Origin of the sequence: Sorangium sp. So ce119 (genome assembly GCF_051524405.1) — a bacterium.
Lineage (GTDB): Bacteria > Myxococcota_A > Polyangia > Polyangiales > Polyangiaceae > Sorangium > Sorangium cellulosum_G.
On record NZ_CP150310.1, the window covers coordinates 1382717 to 1406767 of the forward strand.

Below are 24051 nucleotides of genomic sequence, written 5' to 3' on the forward strand. Positions count from 1 at the left end.
GGCCCGCCGCGCTCGGCCCGCTGCGCTCGCCTTGTGAGCGTTTCGCCGTTCGCTTAGAATTCATGGAATGCGGAGCTCTTTCCTCCCGGCCGTCGCGCTCGCGACGCTCTTTCTCGGCTGTGCCGATCTCCTCGGGATCGAGGACGTGACCCTGGACCCGGGGTCGGGCACCGGCGGGAGCGGTGGAGCCGGCGGCAGCGGCGGCGCCGGCGGCAGCGGTGGAGTGGGCGGCAACGGGGGAGCCGGCGGGAGCGGTGGAGCCGGCGGCAGCGGCGGAGCCGGCGGCAGCGGCGGCAGCGGCGGCGCCGGCGACCCGAACGCGCCCACGACGCCGGTGCCGCGGTTGCCGGTGCAGGACAGCGCTGTCGGATCCATGCTCGTGCCCGGCTCCCGGAGACCCACCTTCGTCTGGGAGCCGTCGAGAGCGCCTGACGGAGGCGGCGTCGAGTACACCATCGAGCTCAGCCAGGACCCGTCGTTCGCCGCGGGCGTCGACGCGGCGACGACGGCGGCGACGCGCTGGCAGCCGGACGCCGACCTCGAAGGCTCCGCGGCGCCCCCCGTGGGCAGCCGCGTCTACTGGCGAGTCCGCGCGTGCGCCGAGGGCGCCTGCTCCGAGCCGTCGGCCGTGCGATGGATCAACGTGGGGCGGGGTCACCACGACCTGAACGGCGACGGGGCCGACGACGTCCTCGTGGGGGCGAGCGATTTCCTGCCCCCGGAGTTCGAGGGCTACTACCCTTGCGGAGGCGCTTACGTCTTTCTGGGTGGAATGGGCGACGGCTTCGACGCGAAGGCGGATGGCGTGCTGGTCGGTCTCAACCTGGAACGTCGGCCCATCGAGACGGCCCACGTGGGAGACGCCCTTGCGACCGCCGACGTGAACGGGGATGGCTTCGCCGACGCCGTGCTCGGGGGGTCGTCTCACGCCGATTTCAGAGGCCTGGTCCTCGTGATGCCCGGGAGCTCGGCCGATCCAGGGACGTGGCCCCCGGTCCAGCCGATCAACGAGCCTGTCAGGATGAAAGACCGCCTGTTTGGCGCCGCGCTGACCTCGGGCGACATCAATGCAGATGGCTACGCCGATCTGGTGATCGGCACGCCAGGAAGCGGGTACGACGGGGGCGAGCCCGGGAGCGCCTACGTGCTGCTGGGCGGAGCCGGGAGCCTCGATCCCGCTGCAGACGCCAAATTCGTGGGGGTGCAAGACTCGAGCGCGTTCGGCGCATCGCTCGCGTCGGCAGACTTCAATGGTGACGGCTTCTCGGACATCGCTGTCGGAGCGCCTGGCGGCCACCGCGTCTACGTGCATTTCGGCTCGTCCGGCCCGATCGATACCGTACCTGAGGGCCTGCTCGTCGGCGAGGGCGAGTTCGGACGATCGGTGAGCGCGGGGGACGTCGACGGAGACGGGTTCGCCGACTTGCTCGTGGGCGATCCGACGAGCAGCACGGCCTCCCTGTTTCTCGGCGGACCGGGAGGGGCGTTCGAGACGACGGCCGATCTGATGCTCCAGGGGGAAGGTTCGTCCGATCGTTTCGGACAGGCGGTGTCCTCGGGGGACCTGGACGGCGATGGCTTCGCCGAGATGCTCGTGGGCGCGCCCGAGATCTACCCGGGCGGCAAGTTGTATGTGTACCGCGGCAGCGCGCGCCCCGACGCGGAGCCGGACGCCGCGAGCATCGGGCGGTCCGGCGACAAGGCGGGGACGCGCATCTCGCGCGCCGGCGACTTCAACCGCGATGGGCTCGGTGACATCGTCGTGGGGTTCGCCAGGGGCCCGAGCATGCGCGTGTTCCTCGGCGGCAACCTCAGCGATGACCCGCAGGCCTCCCTCGCCGGCGCAGGCGGCGACAGCACCGAGAAATTCGGCTCGGCGGTGTCGCCGTAGCTGCGCAGCGCGATCGCGGCGCGCGGCCAGGGCCGTTCCACGAGGGCGCAAGGTCGGCCGCGCAGCCCGGCGCAGCTCCCCCGCGCCGAGCATGCGCCCCCGACGACTCGATGTCAGGGCACGAGGATGTAGCGAACGTCGGGGGCCCCGTTCCAGGCATCGACCACGGCTCGCAGCGGCAAGCGGGTGAACGACGCGTCGAACCCGGCAGCAGGAGCGGCTGCAAGCAATTCGCCAGCGCCGGCCAGGAGTTCTTTGACGGCCACGCTGCCGATGCCGCTTCCGATCAGCTCCAGACCCGTGCTGCGCAGCATGTCGCCGCGGACAGGGATCTCATCGCCTGCCACGGTGCCGAGCTGCACGTAGCGTAAGCGCGGCTCGCCGGCTCGAGAGCCGCGGTCCTTGGTCGCAGCCCTCAGGACGCGAAGGGCGGGCTCGCCCCAGACGAAGTCGAGCACGACGTCGACCCCTTGGTCGAACTGCGCGCGTAACGCGCTGTCCGCGTCATCGTTCAGGGCGACCTTCACGTCTGCGGTCAGACGCTCGAGCTTCGCCTCATCACGACCGACCGCGATGACCTTGCTCGCGCCGAGGTATCGGGCGGTCTGGAGCGCCATGCTTCCCGCAGAGCCTGTCGCGCCGATGACCAGCACCGTTTCACCCGCCTGAAGCCTGGCCCGCCTTGAAAGCGCGATCCACGACGCCAGCCCCGCCGTGGCGACGGCCGCCGCGCGCTCGCTGGACAGATTCTCGGGTACCGGCACCATCATGTGGCTCGCGACGAGCGACTTCTCCGCCATGGAGCCGAAGGGCGCCTTCGGGAACAGGAAGTAGACGCGGCGCCCCGCTCCGTCGATCCCGACGCCGTCGACTCCCGGCACGAATCCAGCGGACGCGCCGCTCGCATAGTGCCTGCCCGAGGCCAGGCCCTTCACGATCGGGCTGAGCGCGGCGGCGTGCACCGTGACCACGGCTTCGCCGTCGCCGGCCTCTGGCTCACGAAAATCCTGGAACGATGGCGGAACGCCGAATGAATTCACGACTGCAGCTTTCATGCTGTTTCACTCCAGAGAGATGTCCTGGGGATCCCCTCGCGGAGACCTGTCACTTTTGTGTAGACCGGGTGATCGGGACGATCCATGCTAGAAAGTCGGCATTTTGTTCGCGATCGTCCAGCGATCGTCCAAGGAGTGCATGGATCCGCTTTCCGAGGTTCTCTCCCTGCTGAAGCCTCACAGCTACATCACTGCGGGCTTTGACGCCGGCGGGGCATGGGCGCTCACGCTCGATGACCTGGCTGGCCGCATCAAGTGCTATGCCGTCATCAAGGGCACCTGCTGGCTGGCCATGCAAGGCATGGACGCGCCAGTGCGGCTCCAGTCAGGAGACTGCTTCGTCCTGCCCAGCGGACGGCCCGTGACCATCGGCAGCGATCTGGGCGTCGAGCCGAAACGGGCGAGCGAGGTGCTCGACCCCAACCGCAGCGGCGAGGTCGTCACCTACAACGGCGGCGGCGACGTGTTTCTGGTCGGCAGTCGCTTCGAAGTGAACGGCCGGCACGCCGAGGTGCTGCTCCAGACGATGCCACCTCTCATGCACGTCGAGACTTCGGGCGATCGCGCCAGGCTGAGATGGTCCATCGAGCTCATGATGGAGGAGCTGCGGGAGGCCCGGCCAGGCTCGTCGCTGGTGGCGCAACAGCTTGCCCACATGATGCTGGTGCAAGCGCTTCGCCTGTATCTGTCCGAGCGTTCCCACGACGACGTTGGATGGTTTGCCGCCCTCGCCGATCCTCAGCTGAGCGCGGCGCTCGGGGCGATACACGCGGATCCAGCGTTTCCATGGACCTTGCAGGAGCTGGCCGCGCGGGCCGGTATGTCGCGTTCGATCTTCGCCGAGCGCTTTCGCGAGCGGGTCGGGGAGACGCCGATCGCCTATCTCACGCGCTGGAGGATGATGCTGGCGGGAGAAAAGCTCATCCACGGTCGTGACACGCTGGCGCGAATCGCGGGGTCGCTCGGCTATGAATCCGAGCACGCGTTCAACACGGCGTTCAAGCGCGTCATGGGCATCTCCCCGAGGCGATACGCCCGAGCCGGATCCGAGGAGACCTTCGTCGGCTCGAAGAGGGACGCGACCTCGTCGTCAGCGAGCGGGCGTCGACCCGGCTTCAGGTGAGCATGGGCGTCAGGTCCGGGTGCCTTTGGCCATCGCCCGCCGATACGCGGGCCGCGCACCGATGCGCTGAAGATAGGCGAGTATGCTGGGATGAGGCGCGAGATCCACCGGCGCAGCTCCGAGGGCAGATCTCGTCGGGCATGGTGGCCGTCGCTCGGGCGCTGGAGGGTAGCACGGAGGGCGGCGTCCGTGGCCTCCGACCGCGCCGTATGAGAAATATTCGCCACACCACCATCATTCGGCATGAGGTGGTCGAGCGGGCAGTTTGTTTGAAGGATCGATCCCCGTGGCGGCATCAAGAGCACCGAACAGAAGCTCCCGCCGCCAGGCAGCCGATGTCGGTCGCATCGCGTCGTTGCTCCTCGTGTCCCTGCAACAGCAGGGCTCCTCGGCGCGCCTGGAACACTGCTCGGTTCCGGGATGACTCGCGGCTTTCATGACGTCCAAAGTACAATTCCCAGATCACTGACCAGAACCAACAAGTCCAACGAGCTCACCCGCTCGTCTGGTATTGTCCACCCCACGCTGGCGACAAGATCATGGAAAACGACAAGCCCCAGAACCCCACTCCTTCCCTCACGGATCTGATGGGCGCGCTGGCCGCGGCCCAGGCGGTACAGGAGCCGTTCTTCCTCGGCCGCCTCCGCGGGCACTTCGGCGCCGATCCCCGCGCCCTCCCGGTCGTCGCCGAGGAGTTCCCGCCCTCGGACCACCCGAACTTCCAGCTCGCCATCGAGACCCACCTCCGCGACGGCGGGTTCACCTCCGAGCTGCTCGGCGTCTCCGGCGGCGACATGTTCCGCGGGGTGAGCCTCCCCGATCTCGTCTCGCCGCCTCCGGCGATACCCGGTGTCGGCGGGGCGCCGCCCTCGCTGGGGCCCGTGCAGTACCGCAACGTCCGCCTCGACGAGGAGCGCGTCCTCGCCTGCGTCGCCGGCGGCATCTACCTCCTCGGCCACGGGGACGAGCGCTTCGCGCTGCTGGTGCGCGGCCCGAACGACGCCGGGTTCCGGCGCCAGCAGCTCACCGTCGAGGTGATGGCGAGGGACAACGAGCGCGCCCAGCGCCTCCTCGCCGAGCTCCGCGTCTCGATGCGCCGGCTCAACGTCTACCGCGGCCGCGTGGTCACCCTGAGCGAGGCCACCGACATGTTCCCGGCCGCGACCAAGATCGAGCTCCAGAGCCTCCCGCGGATCGCGCGCGAATCGCTCATCCTGCCCGAGGCGCTGCTCGCGCGGCTCGAGCGGTCGACCATCGGCTTCTCCCGGCACAGAGAGTCCCTGCTCGCCTCGGGGCGACACCTGAAGCGCGGGCTGCTCCTCTACGGGCCCCCGGGCACCGGCAAGACCCTCACCGCGATGTACCTGGCGAGCCAGATGCAGGAGCGCACCACCCTGCTCCTCACCGGCCTCGGGGTGAAGCTCCTCAAGGAGGCCTGCGCGATGGCGCGGTCGCTCCAGCCGTCGCTCCTGGTGCTCGAGGACGTCGATATCATCGCCCAGGACCGCGAGAGCACGGACTCGAGCTGTCGCTCGCCGCTGCTCTTCGATCTCCTGAACCAGATGGACGGCCTCGCCGAGGACACCGACGTGATCTTCCTCTTGACCACCAACCGCCCGCAGGCCCTGGAGCCGGCGCTGGCGGCGCGGCCGGGGCGGATCGATCTCGCCGTGGAGGTCCCGCTGCCGGACGCCGACTGCCGGCGGCGGCTGCTCGCGCTCTACGGCCGCGGCCTCTCGCTCAGGGGCGACGACCTCGCGCCGCTCATCGCGCGGACCGAGGGGGTGAGCGCGGCGTTCATCCGCGAGCTCCTGAGGCGGGCGGCGCTGTTCGCGGCCGACGCGGGGCGCGGCACGGCGGTCGGCGAGGAGGACCTCAAGGAGGCGCTGCACGAGCTCCTCGTCGACGGCGGGCCGCTCACCCGGAGCCTCCTCGGCGCGCAGGCCCACCGCCCCTCGTGATCACGCCCAGCCGCCCGCCGGCGCATACGAGCCCTGCTGCGGGAGGTCAGTCCGGTGAGCGAACCGCCATGGCGCCGAGGGCGCCAGGAGATCAGGGGAAATAGAAGGATGCGCGCCGCGCAGAGAGCCTGCCCATGACGAAGACGCTCACCTTCTTGCACACATCGCCCGTGCACATCGCCACCTTCGATGGGCTGCTGGCCGAGATGGCCCCGACGATCCCCGCGAGGCACGTGGTGGACGAGGACCTCCTGCGCGACGCCCGCGCCTCGGGCCTCACCCCCGAGGTGACTCGCCGCATCGATCAGGCGATCCTGAGCGCCATGGCCGGTGGCTCCGCCGTGGTCCTCTGCACCTGCTCGACGATCGGCGGGTGCGCCGAGCGCGCCGGCCGGTCGGCCGGCCATCCGGTCCTCCGCGTCGATCGCGCGATGGCGGAGCGCGCCGTCGCCGCAGGGGGGCGCATCCTCGTCGCCGCGACGCTGGCCAGCACCATCGCCCCGACGCGCGAGCTCCTCCTCGAGGTGGCCCATCAGGCCGGGAGGACCCTCGCGATCACCGAGGCGCTCTTCGAGGACGCATGGCCGCACTTCGAGCGCGGCGATCACGCGGGCTATCGCCGGGCGATCGCCGCGAGGCTGCGCGAGGCGGCGCCGACGGCCGACGCGATCGTCCTGGCGCAGGCCTCCATGGCCGACGCCGCCGCCTCGTGCCTCGACCTGCCTGTCCCCGTCTTCAGCAGCCCACGTCCGGGGCTCGAGGCGGCCATCCGGGCGTACCGCGCGCTGGCGTAGCCGTCATGTCACGTCCTCGGTGGCGAGCCCGGGAGTCTGCGGCTCGGGGCATCGATGAAGATCGGTGAGCCACCGATCGAGCGCCTCTCTGACGAGCGACGTCCAGTCCGTGAAGCTCGCGATTCGGCGCGTGCCACACTTTTGGAGCCGAGCTGTGACGCCATCGCTGTTGCTTCAATTGTTCAACTCGCGCGCTGTTTTCTCGCGCACGGCGGCACCACGCGCCGCCGTGCGCCGGTGTCCAGGTGGTATGTTCCCCCCATGAGAGCGCTTTCCTTGCCCGGGTCCTTGGCACTGCTCACGTTGACGGCGACCCTCGCCGCCGGTTGCTCTGGATCTTCCGACGACGCCGGCACCGGCGGTTCGGGGGGATCCGGCGGGCTGCCGAGCGCGAGCAGCTCGACGGGCGGCGGCGCGGCCAGCAGCGGCGGCTCGACCACGGGCGGCACCGGCGCGACCAGCGGCAGCACCAGCGGCGCGAGCAGCAGCACCAGCACCACGGCAGGAACGGGCGGCGGCAGCGCGAGCAGCAGCAGCGGCACCGGTGGGACCGCGAACCCGGGCTCCGAGCTCGGCAATGGCACCATGGAGGGCTCCGGCAGATCGAGCGAGCGGTACGAGACGGGCCTCGTCTCGCGCGACGACACGCCGTACGTGCTCATCACCAACGGCTGGGGCCCCGGCTTCGACAGCCACACCGTCTCGTGGGAAGGCACGTCGTTCACGGTGGAGAGCATGAGCGGCGCGGCCGGCTCGATGGGGCAGCCCGCCTCGTACCCGACCGTCTTTTGCGGCCGCTACTCGGTGATGGAGGTGCCAGACTGCGGCCTGCCGGCGCCGAGCGGATCGATCACGAGCCTGCGCACCGGCTGGCGCTGGGCCAAGAACGGCAACGAGGGCGAGTACAACGCCGCGTACGACATCTGGATGGGCAACGGCACGCGGCTCCAGGGCTACCTCATGGTGTGGCTGCGCGATCCGCCGAGCTACCAGCCCGCCGGGCAGCCGAACCCCGCGCATCAGGGCGTGACGGTCGCGAACGTCCCCGGCACGTGGAACATCTGGAACGGCATGGTGAACGGCCTGCCGATCGTGAACTGGGTGCGCGCCGAGGGGAACGACAGCTACGAGATCGAGTTCGACGTGATGGACTTCGTGCGCGACGCGCAGACGCGCGGCCTCAGCGTGCCCGGCGACCAGGTGAACGCGGTCGCCGTCGGCTTCGAGATCTGGGAAGGCCCGATCACGAACCTGAAGAGCCTCGACTTCTACGTTGACGTGAACTGACGTGGACTGACGTGCACTGACCCGCGCAGGCGCGAGGGGTCGACGTCACTTACGACGGCCAATGCGGTCGCGTCGAGACGCTTCCTTTTGGCAGTTGCCGCGCTGCGTCCGAGGGCAACCTCACGCTCGCGCGGCATGCAGTGGAGATCGAGAGTCATGAGCGACAAGAAGCAAGGAGCACATCCGTCCAGCGCGAGCCGTACCCGTCGCCAGGTGTTGAAGCAGGCCGTGGGCCTCGGCGCGGGGCTGGCCGCCGCGCATTTGCTCGGTGGAGAGGCGTCTGCCGCGCCGCGCATTCGCTCCGGGACGTTCACGACGACGGACGGGGTCGCGCTCAATTACCTGGAGGCGGGGAGAGGCAGGCCGCTGCTCCTCTTGCCGGGGTGGTCCCAGTCGGCGGCGATGTACAGGGCGCAGATCCTCGCCTTCGCGCGACATCATCACGTCTTCGTGCTCGACTGGCGAGGGCACGGCGACTCGGAGAAGGTCGACCACGGCTACCGCATCGCGCGATTCAGCAGGGATCTCTTCGAGTTCCTCCGCGGGATGAGGCTCAAGCACGTCACCGCCCTCGGGCACTCGATGGGGTGCGGCGCGCTTTACAGCTACTGGGACAGCTACGGGGGACGCTATCTGGATCGCCTGATCCTGGTCGACGTGGGGCCCGCGATGACGGCCTGGCCCGACTGGTCCGACGAGGAGAAGCTCGAGGCGGGGGCGATCTTCACCCCGCAGTCGCTCCACGACACGGCCGCCGCGCTGCGCGGGCCGGGCGGGCTCGCCACGACCCAGGGCCTCGTGGCCAGCCTCTTCAGCCCCGGCTACCCGGCAGACAAGCTCGCCGCGGTCATCGAGCAGAACCTGAAGCTCCCGCGCGAGCACGCCGCCACGCTGCTCGTGAACCAGGCCTCGCAGGACTGGAGGGACGTGATCCCGCGGATCGACGTGCCCACCCTCGTCGTCGGAGGCGAGGCGAGCCTCTTCAGCCCCATCTCCCAGGAGTGGGTCGCCGACCAGATCCCCGGCGCCGAGCTCATCGTCTTCAGCGCAGAAGAGGGGGGCAGCCACTTCATGTGGCTGGAGAACCCGGAGAAGTTCAACGACGACGTCCTCAGCTTCCTCGGCTGATCCACGCCGCCCCCGAGCAGCCGTCGCGCGGGCCTGCGCGGCGGCGCTGCCAGCGCGCTCCTCGAGTCGCCTGTTCGTTCGTGCCGGATCCTTGACATGGCGGGTTGGCCGTCGGCTACGCTACGTTCCCGCGATGAGACCTTGGGTGGCGGCATACGCTGGGCGGCTGTGCGCTGGAGCGTGCGTCGCGCTCGTGGCGATGACGGTGGGGTGCGGAGAGCCCGCGATCGCAGGGGACGGCCCGGGCTCGGCAGCATCGTCCGAGCCAGGCGCGTGGCCAAGGACGGTCACCTTGACGTCGCTGACCGTCGGGACCGGCGATCACGTGCGCCTTGCCGACGGGACCGTGTCGGATTCGGGAGACCTCGGTGTCCAGTGGGCGATGGTGATCTCTCTCCGGTCGGCCGCGGCCGAGTCGATCTGTGAGAGAGGAACGTCCTTCGCGGCGCTGGCGGACATCCCGACCGACGTGGATGGCTGCTCGAGCTGGGCCCCGATCGCCTACCTGAGCGGGACAACGATCCATGAGAGCGACGAGGCGAACAGCATCGGGCTGGGGCTGCTGGTGTGGGACGCCGAGCACGCTGCGCTCTACCGGCTCCGGGTGCTGGGGGATTCGTATGACGCGACCGGTGGTGCGACAGCCACCTTCGAGTACGAGCCGGTGCCTTGACCGGCGCCGCCGGCGACTGCGTCGAACCGTGGGCCCGTCCGGCCCCGGGCGCCGCCGCCGGCCGCATTGGACATCCGGTGGGACAGCGGGCACCGTGCCGCCATGAAGGTCTTCGTCACAGGGGGCTCGGGGTTCATCGGAGGCCACCTCATCGAGGGGCTCGTGCGCGCCGGCCACGAGGTGAGCGCGCTGGCTCGCTCCGCGAAGAGCGCCGACGTGGCGCGGCGGTACGGCGCGACGCCGGTCGCCGCCGACCTCGGGACGCTCAAGGCCGAGGACCTGGCGGGCGCCGAGGCCGCGGTGCATTGCGCCGCGTACGTCGAGGAGTGGGGGACGCGCGCGCAGTTCTGGGAGGCCAACGTGGAGGGCACGGCGCGTGTGATCGAGGCGGCGCGCGCGGCCGGGGTGCGCCGGCTCGTCCACGTCGGCACCGAGGCGGCGCTCTTCGACGGCCACGATCTCGTCGAGGTCGACGAGACGCACCCGTACCCGGAGAAGCCGCGCTTCCTGTACCCGGAGACGAAGGCCGAGGCGGAGCGGCGCGCGCTCGCCGCGAACGACCCCGGCGGCATGACCACCGTGTCCATCCGCCCGCGCCTCGTCTGGGGCCCGCGGGACGCGACCGTGCTGCCCCTGGTGCTGCGCATGGCGCGGGAGGGGAGCTTCGCCTGGATCGACGGCGGACGCGCGCGGACGTCGACCACCCACGTCGCGAACCTGGTGCACGCGCTGCTGCTCGCGCTGGAGCGCGGCCAGGGCGGGCGCGCGTATTTCGTCGCGGACGACGGTGCGCGCTCGATGCGCGAGTTCCTGAGCGCGCTGGCGCGCACGCAGGGCGTGGAGCTGCCCGGGCGCAGCGTGCCGAGCGCCGTCGCCCTCCCGCTCGCGACGGCGCTCGAGGGGGCGTGGCGCCTCCTCGGCGTCCGCCGGGCGCCGCCGATGACCCGCTTCGCCGTCGCCATGATGTCGCGCACCGTGACCGTGCGGACCGACCGCGCCCGCGCCGAGCTCGGGTATGCCCCCGTCCTCGGCGTGGACGAGGGCTTGGCGGCGCTCTCGGCGGCGCGCTGACAGGGAGCCCGCGGCCAGGCGGCCTGGCGGCGCACAGCGACGGTATCCGCTGGAGCGCGGCCGCCCGCTCGCGTGTCGCGCGCCGCGCTCGACGTGGGCAGGGGCACGCGCGGCGGCTTCGTGGCGTGTCTCGGCGCGCGCACGTCTGCCACGCTGCTGGTAAAGTGGTGAGCTCATGCCGCGATCGCCGGCATGACGTAGCCGCTTCCCCCGGGCGCCAGACGAGCGCCCGGCCGACCCCGACAGGCGCTGAGCCGAGGAGACCCACGTGAGCGCTCGCATCCCGCTTCCGCCTTTCCCCAGAGGCTGGTTCCAGGTGGCCTCCTCGGAGGAGCTGTCCACGGGCGGCCCGCTCCCGCTCCGCTGCTTCGGGCGGGATCTGGTGCTGTTCCGCACCCAGGACGGCCAGGCCCGCGTCCTCGACGCCCACTGCCCGCACATGGGCGCCCACCTCGGGATCGGAGGCCGCGTCGAGCAGGGCGGCCTCCGGTGTCCGTTCCACGGATGGGTGATCTCCGGCGAGGGCGCGTGCGTGCACATCCCGTACGCGGACACGATCCCTCCGAAGGCGAGGGTCCGCGCCTGGGAGACGCGGGAGCTCGACGGCGCGATCCTGGTCCACCACGCGATCGGCGGCGAGCCCCCCGCCTTCGAGATACCGCCGCTCGCCGAGGCGCGCTCGACCGAGTGGTCGATGGACACGACCCGGCGCTGGAGGATCCGGACGCACGTCCAGGAGACGCTCGAGAACATCGTGGATCCGGCCCATTTCGTCACCGTACACAGCATGCCGGAGCCGCCTCGCACGGAGGTCGAGGTCGAGGGCCATATCATTCGATCCCGGTCGGCGGTGAAGCAGCGAGGCCCGGGCGGGCGGGTGGTCGACGGCACGATCACCTGGGAAGGCCACGGCATGGGCTACGGGACGATCCGCTTCACCGGCATCGTCGAGCTCCTCTTCGTGAACACCGTCACCCCGGTGGACGACGAGCTCGTCGACGTGCGTGTCGCGTTCTGGCTGCGCAAGGACGGCGCGCAGCGCCTGGGCCAGGCCCTGGCCGCGGAGGTCTGCCGGCAGATCGAGGAGGATATCCCGATCTGGGAGAACAAGATCTATCGCCCTCAGCCCGTCCTGTGCGCCGGCGAGAAGAGCATCATGACGTTCCGCAAGTGGAGCAGCCAGTTCCTCTGAGCCACGCGGGGCGAGGGCGTGACTCCAATCCACGCTGACCGCCGCGGCGGCGAGCTCGGCGCTCGCGTCGCGCGGCCCGGCGAGCCGCGCGAAAGCCCGCGATAGCTCGATCGAGCCGTCGCTGCGGCAATGCCCGCGCGACGGCGCCCGCGGGCATTGCCGCGCCGCGGCGGCGGGCTCAGCGCCCGCGCCGCGGTTGCGGCCGACATCGATGGATGAAGCGAGCCATTGAGCCAATATGCCCGCGCGCCGGCATGGATGGCCAGCCGACCTCGTGGTCCGCGCCTTGACCGTGCGTGAGCCAGAAATCATTGTAGGACGGTCGAGTGCTTCCGGCGTGACCGCACCTCGCTTCGAGCGACGGTGGAGACGGTAGAGCGGTAGGGGCCGCACCACAGAAGCAACGGTTTCAGGGGCTCGAGCAAGGCAAGCTCCCGCGGGCAGCCAGCGCGGCGCACGCGCGCACGCGCGAGCACGCGTGCCGGCGCGCGCCGGGCGCGCCGGGCGCGCATCTGGCGCGCAGCGGCGCGCCGACACGCGCGCTCGCGCCGGAGCCCCGCAAGCTCCGGCGGCGCCCGCCATGGCGCCGCCGGATTCTGAGGCAACCATTCACGGAAGGTGAAAACAGATGGAAATCAAACCCACGCAGGCAGAGATCGACAAGCTCGCGACCAAGCTGGATGAGCTCTCGGAGGTGCTCACCGAGACCGAGCGAGGCCTCCTGCTCGCCATCATCAGCATCGCGGGCCAGTCGATCGCGGAGAAGGCGAAGGCGAAGCCGGCGGAGCCGACCGGCCCGACGAGCCTGCCCAGGCTGTCGGACGCCTTCAAATCGGCGTTCAAGGCGGGCGTCGCGGCCAGGTACGAGTTCGAGGGCGAGGCCGCCGCCAGGGAGGTCTCCGTCGGCGGCGCGACCGTCACCTGGACTAACTAGCCCATGAGCTCGTCGCCCAGGGACATCGCGCGCGAACCGGCGCCTGACAACAGGCGACGTCTATCGCTGCTCGACGCGACCGAGCCGGGGCAGGGAGAGGTCCGGCCCGGGTCACCGGGGGTCCGGGGCGACGTGACCAGGCTGGACGCAGCGACACGGAGATCGCGCGCGTCGTTTCGGGTCGCGCTCGTGACGATGCCGTTCGTGTCGATGACGAGGCCATCCATCCAGCTCGGGCTCCTCAAGGCCATCGGGGAGTCCCACGGGTTCCCGGTGACGACCCACCACCTGAACCTGGATTTCGCGGTCCAGGTCGGCCCGGCCGTGTACGAGCACCTCTGCCGGCATCGAGGGCGCCTGGTCGGCGAATGGCTGTTCTCCCTGGCGGCCTTCGACGACCGGGCGCCCGATCTCGAGGATCGCTTCCTCGAGGACCTCCTGCCCGGCGCCGGCCAGCCCGCGGACTCGCCCGAGTCGCCCGAGCGGCTGCGGGCGATCCGCCGCGAGGTGGTGCCCCGCTATCTCGATCGCCTCATCGACGCGATCCCATGGGGGGATTTCCGGGTGGTCGGCTTCACGTCGACGTTCCAGCAGAACACGGCGTCGTTCGCCCTGGCGAGGCGCATCAAGGAGCGCCACCCGGGCGTGACGCTGATCTTCGGGGGCTCGAACTTCGAGGGCGACATGGGGGTCGAGCTCTGCCGGTCGATCGATTGCGTCGATTACGCCGTGTGCGGCGAGGGCGATCAGGCCTTCCCCGAGCTGCTCCTCGCGCTGCACGAGGGGCGCGATCCGGCCGGAGTGCCGAGCGTCGCGTGCCGGCGGGGCGGCGAGGTGGTGAGCCCGCGGCCGCGCCCGCCGTTCGAGCGGCTCGACGAGCTGCCGGTGCCCGAGTACAGCGAGTATTTCGAGCGGGCCGAGGCGCTCGGTCTCCTCCCCCGCGCGGGCCGGCGCGTCGTCGACATCCCGTTCGAGAGCGCCAGGGGCTGCTGGTGGGGGGAGAAGCACCATTGCACGTTCTGCGGGCTGAACGGCTCGACCATGGCGTTCCGCGCCAAATCGCCGGAGCGGGTCGCGAAGGAGCTGGCCGAGCTCGCGCGGCGCCACAGGAGCTTCCAGTTCGAGGCGGTCGACAACATCGTCTCGAACGCGTACCTGAAGACGCTCTTCACGCGCCTCGCCGAGGAGCGGACCGATTACGAGTTCTTCTACGAGGTGAAATCGAACCTCACCCGGGAGCAGCTCAAGACGCTCGGCGAGGCCGGCGTGCGGCGCATCCAGCCGGGGATCGAGTCGCTGAGCAGCCACGTGCTCAAGCTGATGCGCAAGGGGGTGACCGGGATCCAGAACGTGAACACGATGCGCTGGTCCAGGTACCATGGCATCGGGGTCGGCTGGAACCTCATCTGGGGTTTCCCTGGCGAGACCGCGGAGGACTACCGGGAGCAAACGGAGCTCATCGCGCAGCTCACCCACCTGGAGCCGCCCGGGGGCGCGGGCCCCATCTGGATGGAGCGGTTCAGCCCGATCTACGCGGATCGCGCGTCGTTCCCCGCCGCCTACGTGCGGCCGGAGAAGAGCTACGCGTATGTCTATCCGCGGCACGTCGCGCTCGACAGGGTGGCTTATTTCTTCGACTACCAGCTCGAGAACACGCTGGGGGCGTCCGCGTACGAGGGGCTGTCGAGGGCGGTGACCGCCTGGATCGAGGCGTGGAAGCGGGCGCCGCGGCCGTCGCTCACCTACTGGTCCTCTCCGGAGCTGCTCCAGATCGAGGACCTGCGCGATCCGGAGCGCGCCGGCACGTACACGTTCGAGGGGCCGCTGGCCTCGCTGTACCTCGCGGCGAGCGATCGCCCGCTGGCGGTCGAGAGCATCGCCGCCAGGGCCGGGGTCTCCGCGCCGCCGGACGAGGTCGAGGCCGCGCTGGTCGAGTTCTGCGCGAGGGGGCTGATGATGCGAGAGGGCCGGAGCTTCCTGGCGCTCGCGCTGCCGGCGAGCCCGGGGAGATGAGGAGCCGACGATGAGCGTGCACGTGGAAGAATCGCTGTCGCCCGCGGCGCTCGGCCGCGCCCGCGACGCCCTCGCGCGCCTCGCCGAGGCGCAGGACGGGCCCGGGAGCCCTGGCGATCTCCTGGAGCGGGCGGCGTCGCCCGGGCTGCCCGAGGACGTCGCGGTGGCCGGCCGCCCCGTCGTGCTCCGGAGCCAGGCGAGCGCCGCGCGGGCGCTCGGCTCGGAGGCGCGCGCGGCCGCGCTGTGGGCGGCCGCCGATGGCCTCGACGAGGCCGGGCGCGCCGCGCTCGACGTCCTGCTCCGGCGCGCCCTCGATCCGGTCGAGGCGCTGGCGACCTGGCCGCTGGAGACGCTGTTCACCGCCGACGAGGCGGCGTGGCTCCAGGCCGCACGGCCGAGCCAGGCGCCGGCGGCGCCCACGCGGCTCCGCTGGGCGCCGGGGCAGGACATGAGCTACGCGGGCTATGCCTGCGCGATCGTCAAGATCACCCGCCTCTGCAACCTGCGCTGCACGTATTGCCACGATTGGCGGGCAGAGACGGACCAGATCATGACGTTCCCCGTGCAGGCCCGGCTCTTCCAGGAGCTCGTCGGGTCCGGACAGCACGGCACGATCGAGGTCGTGTGGCACGGCGGGGAGCCCACGCTGCTCGGTCAGAAGGCCTTCCTGAGGACGCTCGCGCTGGAGCGCTGGTTCCAGCGCCCCGGACAGCAGATCTTCAATCGCATCCAGACGAACGCCACCACGATGGATGACGCCTGGGTGCGGTTCTTCCTTCGCTACGGAATGCACGTCGGGGTCAGCATCGACGGGCCGCCGGAGCTCCACGATCGCACGCGCCTGCACGTGAGCGGCCGGTCGACGTTCGCGGACGTGCGCCGTGGCCTGCGCCTGCTGCGCGACGCCGGCCTGCTCAAGCACGTCTACCTCGTGATCGGCGGCGCGACGCTCGCCGCGGGCGCGGCGCGGATCGTCCGGTTCCTGCAGGAAGAGGGGCTCACCCGGGTCGGCGTGCTCCCGACCCGCCCCGGCAATGGCGATGGCGCGGGGCGGCCCGGCGTGGAATGGGTCGATCGGGCGACGTACGTGCGCTTCCTGCTGGAGCTCGACCGGGCGCGCAAGGCGCAGCCCGAGCCGTGGATCCATGTGCGCGAGCTCGACAGCGCCGCCCGCGCCGCGCGAGGGGAGGTGGCGGGCCATTGCGAGCTGCTCGGCAGCTGCGTCGGGGCGTTCTTCTCGATAGAGCCCGACGGCAGCGTCGGCCATTGCGACAAGTTCGTCGGCGACCCCGATTACACGCTCGGCAACGTGCTCACCCAGAGCTTCGACGAGATGCGCGCCGGCCAGCGCGCGCAGGCGCTCGCGGCGGATAACCGCGCCGCGCAGGAGCAGCAGCGGGGGTGTCGGTATTTCAAGTACTGCCGCGGCTGGTGCCCGCACGAGCGCTACGTCGCCGAGCGCCACGACCCGGGACACGACCCCTCGTGCTGCGGTCTCTCCGAGCTGTTTCAGGTGCTGGAGGAGGAGGCGATCCATGCGAACGGTCCACGTCAATGAGGCTTCCAGGGAGCAGCTCGCCGCGCTGCTCGATCTGAGGCCGGAGGAGGTCGAGGCGCTCGTGCGGGCGCGCCCGTTCCCGGGGCTCGCGGAGCTCCGCCGCGCCCTGCCGTTCCGGGTGGCGCGGGGCGTGCGCGCGTTCGAGATCCCGAAGCTCGACATCAACGCCGCGAGCGAGGAGGAGCTCGCGAAGAAGGCGGGGATCCCGGCGGCGGCCGCCCGCGCGATCCTCGCGGCGCGGCCGCTCTATTTCCTCTCCGAGCTGCGCGGCCTCCCGGAGATCGACGCCGCCGCGTTCGACGCTGTCGCGGCGATCTTCGACGTCCCCGAGCTGGCTTATCGCGACAAGCTCACCGGGAGCCGCGTCGCGCTCGCGCCGGACGCGTCCGAGGTCGTGGTGACCTTCCGGGAGAGCGAGGCCGCCGCGCGCGCGCCGAGCCCCATGGCGCTGAGGCTCCGGGAGGACGCGCGCTCGGGGCCGCGCGCGAGCCACCGGCTCTTCCGCGTCCCGGAGACCGAGTCGGCGCCGCAGATCCTGGCCGATCTCAAGCGCGCGCCCGACGTGGAGAAGGTGACGCCCGCGTTCCGCGATCCGTCGGCGAGCCGCCGGTACATGGATCCCGAGCTGTGCGCCGTGCAGTTCGCGGACGGCGTCCCCGAGGCGCGGCAGGCGGAGATCATCGCCGCTGCGGGGTTCGAGATCGCGGAGCGCCACCGCACCCCGGGGCTGCTCACCCTGCGCCTCGTCGACGGAAAGCGGGAGCCGGCGCGGCTCACGCGCGCGATCGAGGGCCTGAACCGCCGGAGCGAGGTGAAGTTCGCCGAGCCCAACTTCATCGGCTTCGACGATCTCGAGGGCGGCGGGGCGGGCGCGCCGGCGAGCGGCGGGCCCGCGGCGGCCTGGAACCTCGCGCTGCTCCGCGCCCCGGACGCGTGGGGCTACGGCGAGGGCTCGCCGGACGTGATCGTCGCCGTGATCGACTCCGGGGTCGACACGTCGCACCCGGCGCTGAAGGACGCGATCCTGCCGCGCGGGGACGACGACGACTGGAACTTCGCGAGCGACGGGGTTCTCGTCCCCGACGACGAGGTCGGGCACGGGACGTTCATCGCCGGCATCCTGGTGGGCAGCGGCGCGCAGTCGATCCAGGGGGTTTGCCGCGGGTGCCGGCTGCTGCCGCTCAAGGTGCCGCTCTCGGGCGAGACGGCGAGCTATGCGCGGCGGCGCGACGCGATCCTCTATGCGCTGAGCCGCGTCCCGGCGGGGAAGCGGCTCGTCATCAGCCTGAGCTGGAAGACCAGCGGCGATATCGGCCTCATCCGGGACGCCCTCGCGACGGCCGTCGAGCGCGGCGCCGTCGTCGTCTGCTCCGCGGGCAACTGGCCCGATCAGGCCGATCAGCCGCATTACCCGTCCGATTACCCTTCGGTGATCTCGGTGGGCGCCGTCGGGCCCGATCGCGCCCGGTGCAGGTATTCGTTCCATGGCAAGGAGGTCGATTTCGGGGCGCCCGGAGGCTCGGGCTCGCACGATCCTGCCGAGAACATCCTCTCCGCGGCGATAGGCGGGGGCGCGCGGTCCGATTTCGGGACCTCCTTCGCGACGCCGCACGTCGCCGGCGTGGCGGCGCTCATCCTGTCCCAGGATCCCACGCTGTCTCCCGCCGAGGTGCGCGCGATCATGGCGGCGGCGGCGACACCGGCGCGCGACCCCGGGCTCGGCGCCGGTCTGATCGATGGCTGCGCCGCCGTGCGCGCGGCCGCCGCGCGCGGCGGGCGCCCGCAGCAGCCCGCGGCGCCGGCCGCGCCGCGCCCCGCGCCGGATCGCGCCGAGCGCGACGGGGTGCTCGCCGCCCTGAACGAGAGCGATCCCGAGGAACTGGCGGCGCGCTTCGGCATTCCGCGCATGACCGCGAGGATCCTCGTCGCGCACCGCCCCATCGAGGATGTCCGGCAGATCCGGGGGACGCTGGGCTTGCCCGACGAGACCTACGCGCAGATCGCGGCGCGCGCTGGAACGGGCCGGGGGCCTGCCGGAGGACATCCATCGTCGAGCGCGGGGGGATGAGCCATGAAGAAAGAGATCCAGATCCTGGGACACACCCCGTTCTCGAGGGCGCTCCGGAGCGCGCTCTCCGGGGCGAGCGCGCCGCGCGGCGCGGCGTCGTCCACCGTCGTCCTCGCGTGCCACTGGGACGACCTCGCCGCGCTGCGAGCGTTCGACGGCCACGCGCAGTCGCCGTGGATCCTGATCGAGGCCGGCGACGAGGGGCAGGTGCTCGTCGGGCCGACGCTGGGCGCCGGCGGGTCCGGCTGCCTCGCGTGCTTCACCGCGCGCCGCCGATCGAACGGGGCGAGGGCGTGCCGGCCGGTCGAGGAGGCGCCCGACGCGCTCGTGGCGCGCGTCGCCGCGGCGGTGCGGCGCTTTCTTGACGGCGACGACGACGGCGCGGCCGGCGCAGCCCAGATCGAGCTGCTTCCGGAGGGCGGGACGCGCCGCCACGACTTCGTCCCGGTCCCCGGGTGCCCGCGGTGTCGAGAGGCGCCCCTGCCCGCGGAGGCGAGCGGCATCGACGCGCTCGTGAGCGAGCGGCTCGGCGTCGTGACGCGGGTCGACGAGATCGCCAGCGGTTTCCCGGGGATCGTGGCGGCCCTGGCGGTCGGCTGCTGCACCGAGCCGCTCGGGTGGAAGCTGGGCGTCCGGGGGCTCAACGACGGCATCGCGGCCGACACGACGAGGGCGTCGGCCCGCGCCCGGGCCAGCGGAGAGAGCGTCGAGCGCTACTGTCCCGCGTTCGCGCCCGACGATCTCCCGCTGGCGCGCGCGCGCGATCTCGACGGACGGTGGCTCGACCCGCGCCGCCTCGCCCCGGGGGAGCCCTTCGACGCCGACGCGCCGCTGCGCTGGGCGCGCGCCACGTCGCTCGTCGACGACGCGCCCGTCTGGGTACCGGCGGCGCTCGTCTATTTCCCGTACCACCGCGCGGAGGGCGAGCCCTCGCTCGGCGTGCAGACGACCTGCGGCCTCGCGCTCGGCCGCACGCTCGACGACGCGATCCAGCACGCGCTGGAGGAGCGCATCGAGCGCGACAGCGTGATGCGCGCGTGGCGCCTCCACCTGCCGGTCGAGCGCGTCGACGTGCGCCCCGTCCCGATCGAGGGGCTCCACCTCTGCCGGCTGCCGTGCGAGAGCGGCCTCGAGGTCGTCGTCTCGCTCCTCGAGCGGCCTGAGCCGCCGTACGCCGCGACCGGCCTCGCGGCGCGCCGATCGCTCGAGGAAGCGGCGCGCGCCGCGTCGCTGGAGACGGTGGTGGTCGACATCTGGCTGCGAGGATGGCTCGCCCGCGGCGAGCCGCCGCCCGCGTACCCGCCCCGCACGCTGAGCGACCACCCGCGCGCGCACGCGGTCCGGCGGGATCTGATCGCCAGCCGCCAGCGCTGGCTGCGCCCGGACGGCGTCGCGCGACCCCGCCCGCCGGCGCCCGGATGGCGGCAGATCGCGGCGCGGATCCCGGACGCGTGCTTCGTCGACCTCACCACGCCGGACGTCGCGCGGGCCGGCCTGCGGGTCGCGCGCGTGATCACGCCCGACCTCGCGCCGCTCGACTGCGACGCGCTGAGGCCGCGCCTCGACGGCGATCCGACCCCGCACCCGATCGGATGAACGGAGCCGCCATGCAGCTTGTCTTCATCTGCGGCGGGCGGGGCACGCGGCTCGGCGATCACAAGCCGGCCGGGGTGCCCAAATCGATGATCGCGCTCGGCGCCGAGCCGCTCGTCGGCCGGCTCATGCGCCAGCTCCTGCCTTACCATGCGTCGCGCGCGCCCCCGGTCTTCGTGGTCGCGGGCGACGACGAGCACGTCGCGCGCTTCGCGCGGTCGCGGTGCCCCGGGGCGGCGATCGTGCGCCAGCCAGCGCCGGACGGCGTCGCCAGCGCGGCGCTCTGCGCGCGGCCCCTCGTGCGCGGGCCGGCGCTGGTCGTCCTCGGCGACCTGGTGCTCGACGGGCGCCTCGTGGAGCCGTGGCCGGCCGCGCCCGCGCTGGCGGTCTGGTCCGGCGGCGACGGCGCGAGCGTGCGGCGCAACTACGGCGTCCGGATGCGCGGCGAGCTCGTGGAGGAGCTCGCCGAGAAGCCGCCGGATCCCGGCGATCTCGCCTGCGGTCTCGGCCTCTACCTGCTCACCCCCGAGGTCCTCGATCTGTTCGCGCTCGCGCCGATCGACCCGTCCCGGAACGAGCGGGAGATCACCGAGGCCCTCCGCTTCGCGATGCGCCGGGGCGTCCGCTTCTCGGCGCTGCGGTTCGAGGGCCGGTACATCAACATCAACACCCCGGCCGATCTCGCCGCCGCGCGCGCGCTCGACGCGGCCGCGTCGCTGCGCGGCTGACGCGACGCCGGCGCTGCGCGGCGGGCGCTCAGCCCGGCGCGCACGCCGTCAGCGCGCGTGCGGGCAGCCGCGCTGCCTCCTCGAAGACGGCCTCGTACCGCGCGGCCGCGCGCTCCTCGGTGAAGTCGCGGCGCGCCGTCTCCCACGCGGCGCGCCCGATCCGCGCCCGCAGCCCCGGGATCGTCAGCAGGGCGACGCTGCGCGCGGCGAAGTTCGCGACGTCGCGCACGTCGCAGAGGAGGCCGTTGTGCCCGTCCCTGATGACCTCGGGGAAGAAGGCCCGGCGCGCCGCGACGGCGGGCGTGCCCTCGGCGAGGCTGTCGAAGAAGCTCCAGTGCCCCGCGCTCTCGAAGATCGGAAACACCGCGGCGTCCACGGCGGCGAGGAGCTCGCGGTAGACGGGAAACGGCTGGATCCTCCGGAACATCAGCTCGCGCTCGGCGACGCCGGCGGTCCGGAGGGCGAAGTCCTTGAAGCTCTCGCCGCCGAGCGCGGCCTGCTCGCTGCCGTAGTGCGTGACCGGCTCGCCGACGACGAGGAACGCCGCCCCGGGCAGCGCGCGGCGGACCTCGCGCGCCGCCTGGACGAAGACGTCGAAGCCGCGCATGGCCTCGAGCGTCCTCCCGAAGTAGCCGAGCAGCGGCGCGTCGGCTGGCAGCCCGTGCCGCTGCCGCAGGGCCCTCCGCTCGGCGGCGTCCCTGAGCGGCCCGACGCGGAAGCCCTCCATGCTCACCCGCACGCGCGGCGCGACGTCGCGCGGGAGCAGCCCCGCGGCGTGGCGGGACGGCGTGATGATGAGATCGGACGCGCGCAGGCTCTGGTCGACGAGGGCGCGGTGCGCCTCGCCGGCCTCGATGTCCTCGCGCGAGGGCGGGAACTCCGGGCGCGCCGTGGCCATCTCCCGGCCGGGCAGCTCGACATGGGAGACGACGGGCGCGCCGAGGACGCGCCGGATCTCGTGGGTGCAGCCGAAGCTCACCTGTCCGAACACCACGTCGAAGCGCTCGCCCCGGAGCGGCTCGATCGCGCTGGCGACCGCCCGGCCCGTGCCCAGGAACGACCCGACCGCGCGCTCGGCCCGGCTGCCCGAGCTGACGCGGGCCGGCGTGAAGGGGATCACGCGGAGCCCGGGCGCCTCGCCGGTGCCGTCCGGCGCGACGAGCGTGATCTCGTGTTTGCGGCGGAGCACATCGAAGATACCGGAGAACTGGCTATGACGCGCGAGCGCAATGGCGAGGATCTTCATTCGGCGCCGAGCCTCGCGCGCGGCGCGGAGGCGCGCAATGCCGAAGGCGGCTGCGCGGACATAGTGTGTCCGCGCCGCGGGAGCGGCCGTGAATGGCGAGGCGCCGGCATCTGGATCGGTCGCTTTCCCATTGCAATGTCGTCGCCCTCCTCGTTGCCATGCGCAACTCGAGATCTCCGCTTCTGGCCGAAGAGGTGAGTTCCCCCCTCCTGGCGTCCTGGCAACGCGATCCTCTGCCTCTCCCGCGGCCTCCCGCAGGCGCGACCCGCTCGCCCCCTGTCGCGAACCGCTCCGCTGGGGCAAACTGGGCGAGGTCCCCGCGTGCTTGCTCGCCTCCCCAGCGCACCGCTCTCCGGCGTCGACGGCGGCGTCGGCAGCGTCGGCGTCGGATTCCGCCCCGAGCTCGCCGCCGATCTGCTGTCCGCTCCCGACGCCGTCGACTTCGTCGAGGTCGTGGCCGAGGCCTGCTTCGCGAGCCCGGCCGCGCGGCGCGAGGCGGCCGCGATCGCCCGCATCTGGCCGGTGGTGCCGCACGGCGTGAAGCTCTCGCTCGGCAGCGCCTCGGGCATCGACCTCGATCGCGCCCGCCGCCTCGGGGCGCTCTGCCGGGAGCTCGCCGCCCCCGTCGTGAGCGAGCACGTCGCCTTCGTCCGCGGCGGCGGCCGGGAGATCGGCCACCTCACCGCGCTGCCGTACACGGTCGAGGCGGCCCGCGTCGTCGCGCGGAACGTCGCCGCGGCCCGGCGTGCGCTCCCGGACATCCCGCTGCTGCTCGAGAACGCCGCGCGCACGCTGCGCTTCCCCGACGACGACCTCGACGAGGGGCGCTTCTACGCCGAGGTCGTCGCCCGCACCGGCTGCGACCTCCTCCTCGACGTCGGCAACGTCTACGCGAACGCCGTCAACGCCGGCGCCGATCCCGCCACGCTCGTCCGCTCCTACCCGCTCGATCGCGTCGCGATGATCCACATCGCCGGCGGCGCCCGCGAGCACGGCTTCTACTTCGACACGCACGCCCACCCCGTCCCCGAGCCTGTCTTCGCGCTCCTCGCCGCGGTCCTCGAGCGCACCGGGCCGGTCCCGATCCTCCTCGAGCGCGACGGCGACTTCCCCCCGTTCGCGTCGCTCGCGGCCGAGATCGCGACCCTCCGCGTCCTCGCCCGATCCGCGCCGCCCCGCCCCCCGCCGACGGCCGGACGCGCATCAGCACTGCAAATTTCCACCTCCGATCCGGATCCGCCCGCCGGGGCCCCGGCGCTCGCTGCGGTCCAGGCGCACGTGGCCGAGCTGCTCACCGCGCCGCTGGATCCATCGCCGGACGGCGTGCGGCCGTTCGACGCCGCGGAGGTCGCCCGCTCGCGCGCGATCCTCCAGCGCAAGCGCGTGGACGACGCGCTCCCGCTGCTGCCGCGGCTCGCGTCGCACCGCGAGGCCGCCGCGCGCCTCGCTGCCCGGTGCGTCGAGGCGTCGCCGCGGGCCCCGCGCCTCGCCGCGGTGGCCGACGCGCTCCGGATCGCCGCCGCCGCCGAGGCCGACGCGCGGCTCGCGCCCGAGGCGGCCGTGGATCGCCTGCTCCTCCGCGCCCGCTTCGTCGGGCCCGCGGGCGACGGGAGCGTGCGGCCCCGGCTCCTGCCGTTCATTCGGCGAGAACGGCTCCCCGGAGGTCGGGTAATCTGGGCGATCAAGGGGATTGGCTCGAGCGCCGACGTCCGGCTCTTCGGGTCGTGAGGAGTGCG

Annotated in this window: 19 protein-coding genes and 1 pseudogene; 16 read left to right on the top strand and 4 right to left on the bottom strand. The window is 72.3% G+C overall.

Annotation, left to right across the window (positions count from 1 at the left end):
* The first annotated feature begins 67 nt into the window (after positions 1–67).
* The gene (locus WME76_RS05515; protein WP_437959139.1) at positions 68–1891 is read left to right on the top strand and encodes an FG-GAP-like repeat-containing protein; all 1824 of its coding nucleotides are present in this window, start codon (positions 68–70) and stop codon (positions 1889–1891) included.
* Positions 1892–2004: 113 nt separating this feature from the next.
* Here WME76_RS05515 and WME76_RS05520 read toward each other — a convergent pair whose 3' ends face one another.
* Positions 2005–2946: a quinone oxidoreductase family protein gene (locus WME76_RS05520; RefSeq protein ID WP_437959140.1), complete on the bottom strand. Its 942-nt coding sequence runs from the start codon at positions 2944–2946 to the stop codon at positions 2005–2007.
* A gap of 139 nt (positions 2947–3085) precedes the next feature.
* Here WME76_RS05520 and WME76_RS05525 point away from each other — a divergent pair, with 139 nt between their 5' ends.
* Positions 3086–4069, top strand: coding sequence for an AraC family transcriptional regulator (locus WME76_RS05525; RefSeq protein ID WP_437959141.1), 984 nt, complete (start codon positions 3086–3088; stop codon positions 4067–4069).
* Here the strand turns inward: WME76_RS05525 and WME76_RS05530 are convergent.
* A pseudogene (locus tag WME76_RS05530) lies at positions 4062–4180 on the bottom strand (glutathione S-transferase family protein); the annotation flags it as partial. The gene WME76_RS05525 and the pseudogene WME76_RS05530 sit on opposite strands and share 8 nt — an antisense overlap.
* Positions 4181–4608: 428 nt before the next feature.
* On the opposite strand from WME76_RS05530, the gene WME76_RS05535 reads away from it, so the two are divergent.
* Together WME76_RS05535 and WME76_RS05540 are read left to right on the top strand one after the other, a co-directional pair.
* A complete protein-coding gene (locus WME76_RS05535; RefSeq protein ID WP_437959142.1) occupies positions 4609–6030 on the top strand; it encodes an AAA family ATPase in 1422 nt (473 codons plus the stop codon).
* Positions 6031–6164: 134 nt separating this feature from the next.
* Positions 6165–6824 carry an aspartate/glutamate racemase family protein gene (locus WME76_RS05540; protein ID WP_437959143.1) on the top strand — a complete coding sequence of 220 codons (660 nt, stop codon included), beginning with the start codon at positions 6165–6167 and terminating at the stop codon, positions 6822–6824.
* Between the two features lie 182 nt (positions 6825–7006).
* Here WME76_RS05540 and WME76_RS05545 read toward each other — a convergent pair whose 3' ends face one another.
* Positions 7007–7366 (bottom strand): hypothetical protein, encoded by a 360-nt coding sequence (locus WME76_RS05545; RefSeq protein ID WP_437959144.1) that lies wholly within the window; start codon positions 7364–7366, stop codon positions 7007–7009.
* 43 nt (positions 7367–7409) lie between these two features.
* On the opposite strand from WME76_RS05545, the gene WME76_RS05550 reads away from it, so the two are divergent.
* From WME76_RS05550 to WME76_RS05600, 11 genes are all read left to right on the top strand, one after another.
* Positions 7410–8111: a GH12 family glycosyl hydrolase domain-containing protein gene (locus tag WME76_RS05550; protein ID WP_437959145.1), complete on the top strand. Its 702-nt coding sequence runs from the start codon at positions 7410–7412 to the stop codon at positions 8109–8111.
* 156 nt (positions 8112–8267) lie between these two features.
* Positions 8268–9239: an alpha/beta fold hydrolase gene (locus WME76_RS05555; RefSeq protein WP_437959146.1), complete on the top strand. Its 972-nt coding sequence runs from the start codon at positions 8268–8270 to the stop codon at positions 9237–9239.
* Positions 9240–9531: 292 nt separating this feature from the next.
* Entirely contained in the window at positions 9532–9912 is a 381-nt protein-coding gene (locus WME76_RS05560; protein WP_437959147.1) for a hypothetical protein, read from the top strand.
* Between the two features lie 102 nt (positions 9913–10014).
* Complete coding sequence (locus WME76_RS05565) at positions 10015–10983, top strand: NAD-dependent epimerase/dehydratase family protein (RefSeq protein ID WP_437959148.1); 969 nt, start codon at positions 10015–10017, stop codon at positions 10981–10983.
* Positions 10984–11251: 268 nt separating this feature from the next.
* Positions 11252–12175 (top strand): Rieske 2Fe-2S domain-containing protein, encoded by a 924-nt coding sequence (locus WME76_RS05570; RefSeq protein WP_437959149.1) that lies wholly within the window; start codon positions 11252–11254, stop codon positions 12173–12175.
* A 628-nt stretch (positions 12176–12803) separates the two neighbouring features.
* Positions 12804–13109: a hypothetical protein gene (locus WME76_RS05575; RefSeq protein ID WP_437959150.1), complete on the top strand. Its 306-nt coding sequence runs from the start codon at positions 12804–12806 to the stop codon at positions 13107–13109.
* A 189-nt stretch (positions 13110–13298) separates the two neighbouring features.
* The gene (locus WME76_RS05580) at positions 13299–15122 is read left to right on the top strand and encodes a RiPP maturation radical SAM C-methyltransferase (RefSeq protein ID WP_437959151.1); all 1824 of its coding nucleotides are present in this window, start codon (positions 13299–13301) and stop codon (positions 15120–15122) included.
* A 10-nt stretch (positions 15123–15132) separates the two neighbouring features.
* Positions 15133–16680: a radical SAM protein gene (locus WME76_RS05585; RefSeq protein WP_437959152.1), complete on the top strand. Its 1548-nt coding sequence runs from the start codon at positions 15133–15135 to the stop codon at positions 16678–16680.
* A complete protein-coding gene (locus WME76_RS05590) occupies positions 16658–18748 on the top strand; it encodes a S8 family peptidase (RefSeq protein ID WP_437959153.1) in 2091 nt (696 codons plus the stop codon). The genes WME76_RS05585 and WME76_RS05590 overlap by 23 nt, the downstream gene beginning before the upstream one ends.
* Positions 18749–18751: 3 nt before the next feature.
* The gene (locus WME76_RS05595) at positions 18752–20344 is read left to right on the top strand and encodes a YcaO-like family protein (RefSeq protein WP_437959154.1); all 1593 of its coding nucleotides are present in this window, start codon (positions 18752–18754) and stop codon (positions 20342–20344) included.
* An 11-nt stretch (positions 20345–20355) separates the two neighbouring features.
* Positions 20356–21069, top strand: coding sequence for an NTP transferase domain-containing protein (locus tag WME76_RS05600; protein WP_437959155.1), 714 nt, complete (start codon positions 20356–20358; stop codon positions 21067–21069).
* Between the two features lie 28 nt (positions 21070–21097).
* Here WME76_RS05600 and WME76_RS05605 read toward each other — a convergent pair whose 3' ends face one another.
* Positions 21098–22315: a glycosyltransferase gene (locus WME76_RS05605; protein ID WP_437959156.1), complete on the bottom strand. Its 1218-nt coding sequence runs from the start codon at positions 22313–22315 to the stop codon at positions 21098–21100.
* A gap of 321 nt (positions 22316–22636) precedes the next feature.
* Between WME76_RS05605 and WME76_RS05610 the strand changes: the two genes are divergently transcribed.
* Positions 22637–24043 carry a DUF692 domain-containing protein gene (locus WME76_RS05610; RefSeq protein ID WP_437959157.1) on the top strand — a complete coding sequence of 469 codons (1407 nt, stop codon included), beginning with the start codon at positions 22637–22639 and terminating at the stop codon, positions 24041–24043.
* Positions 24044–24051: the final 8 nt, after the last annotated feature.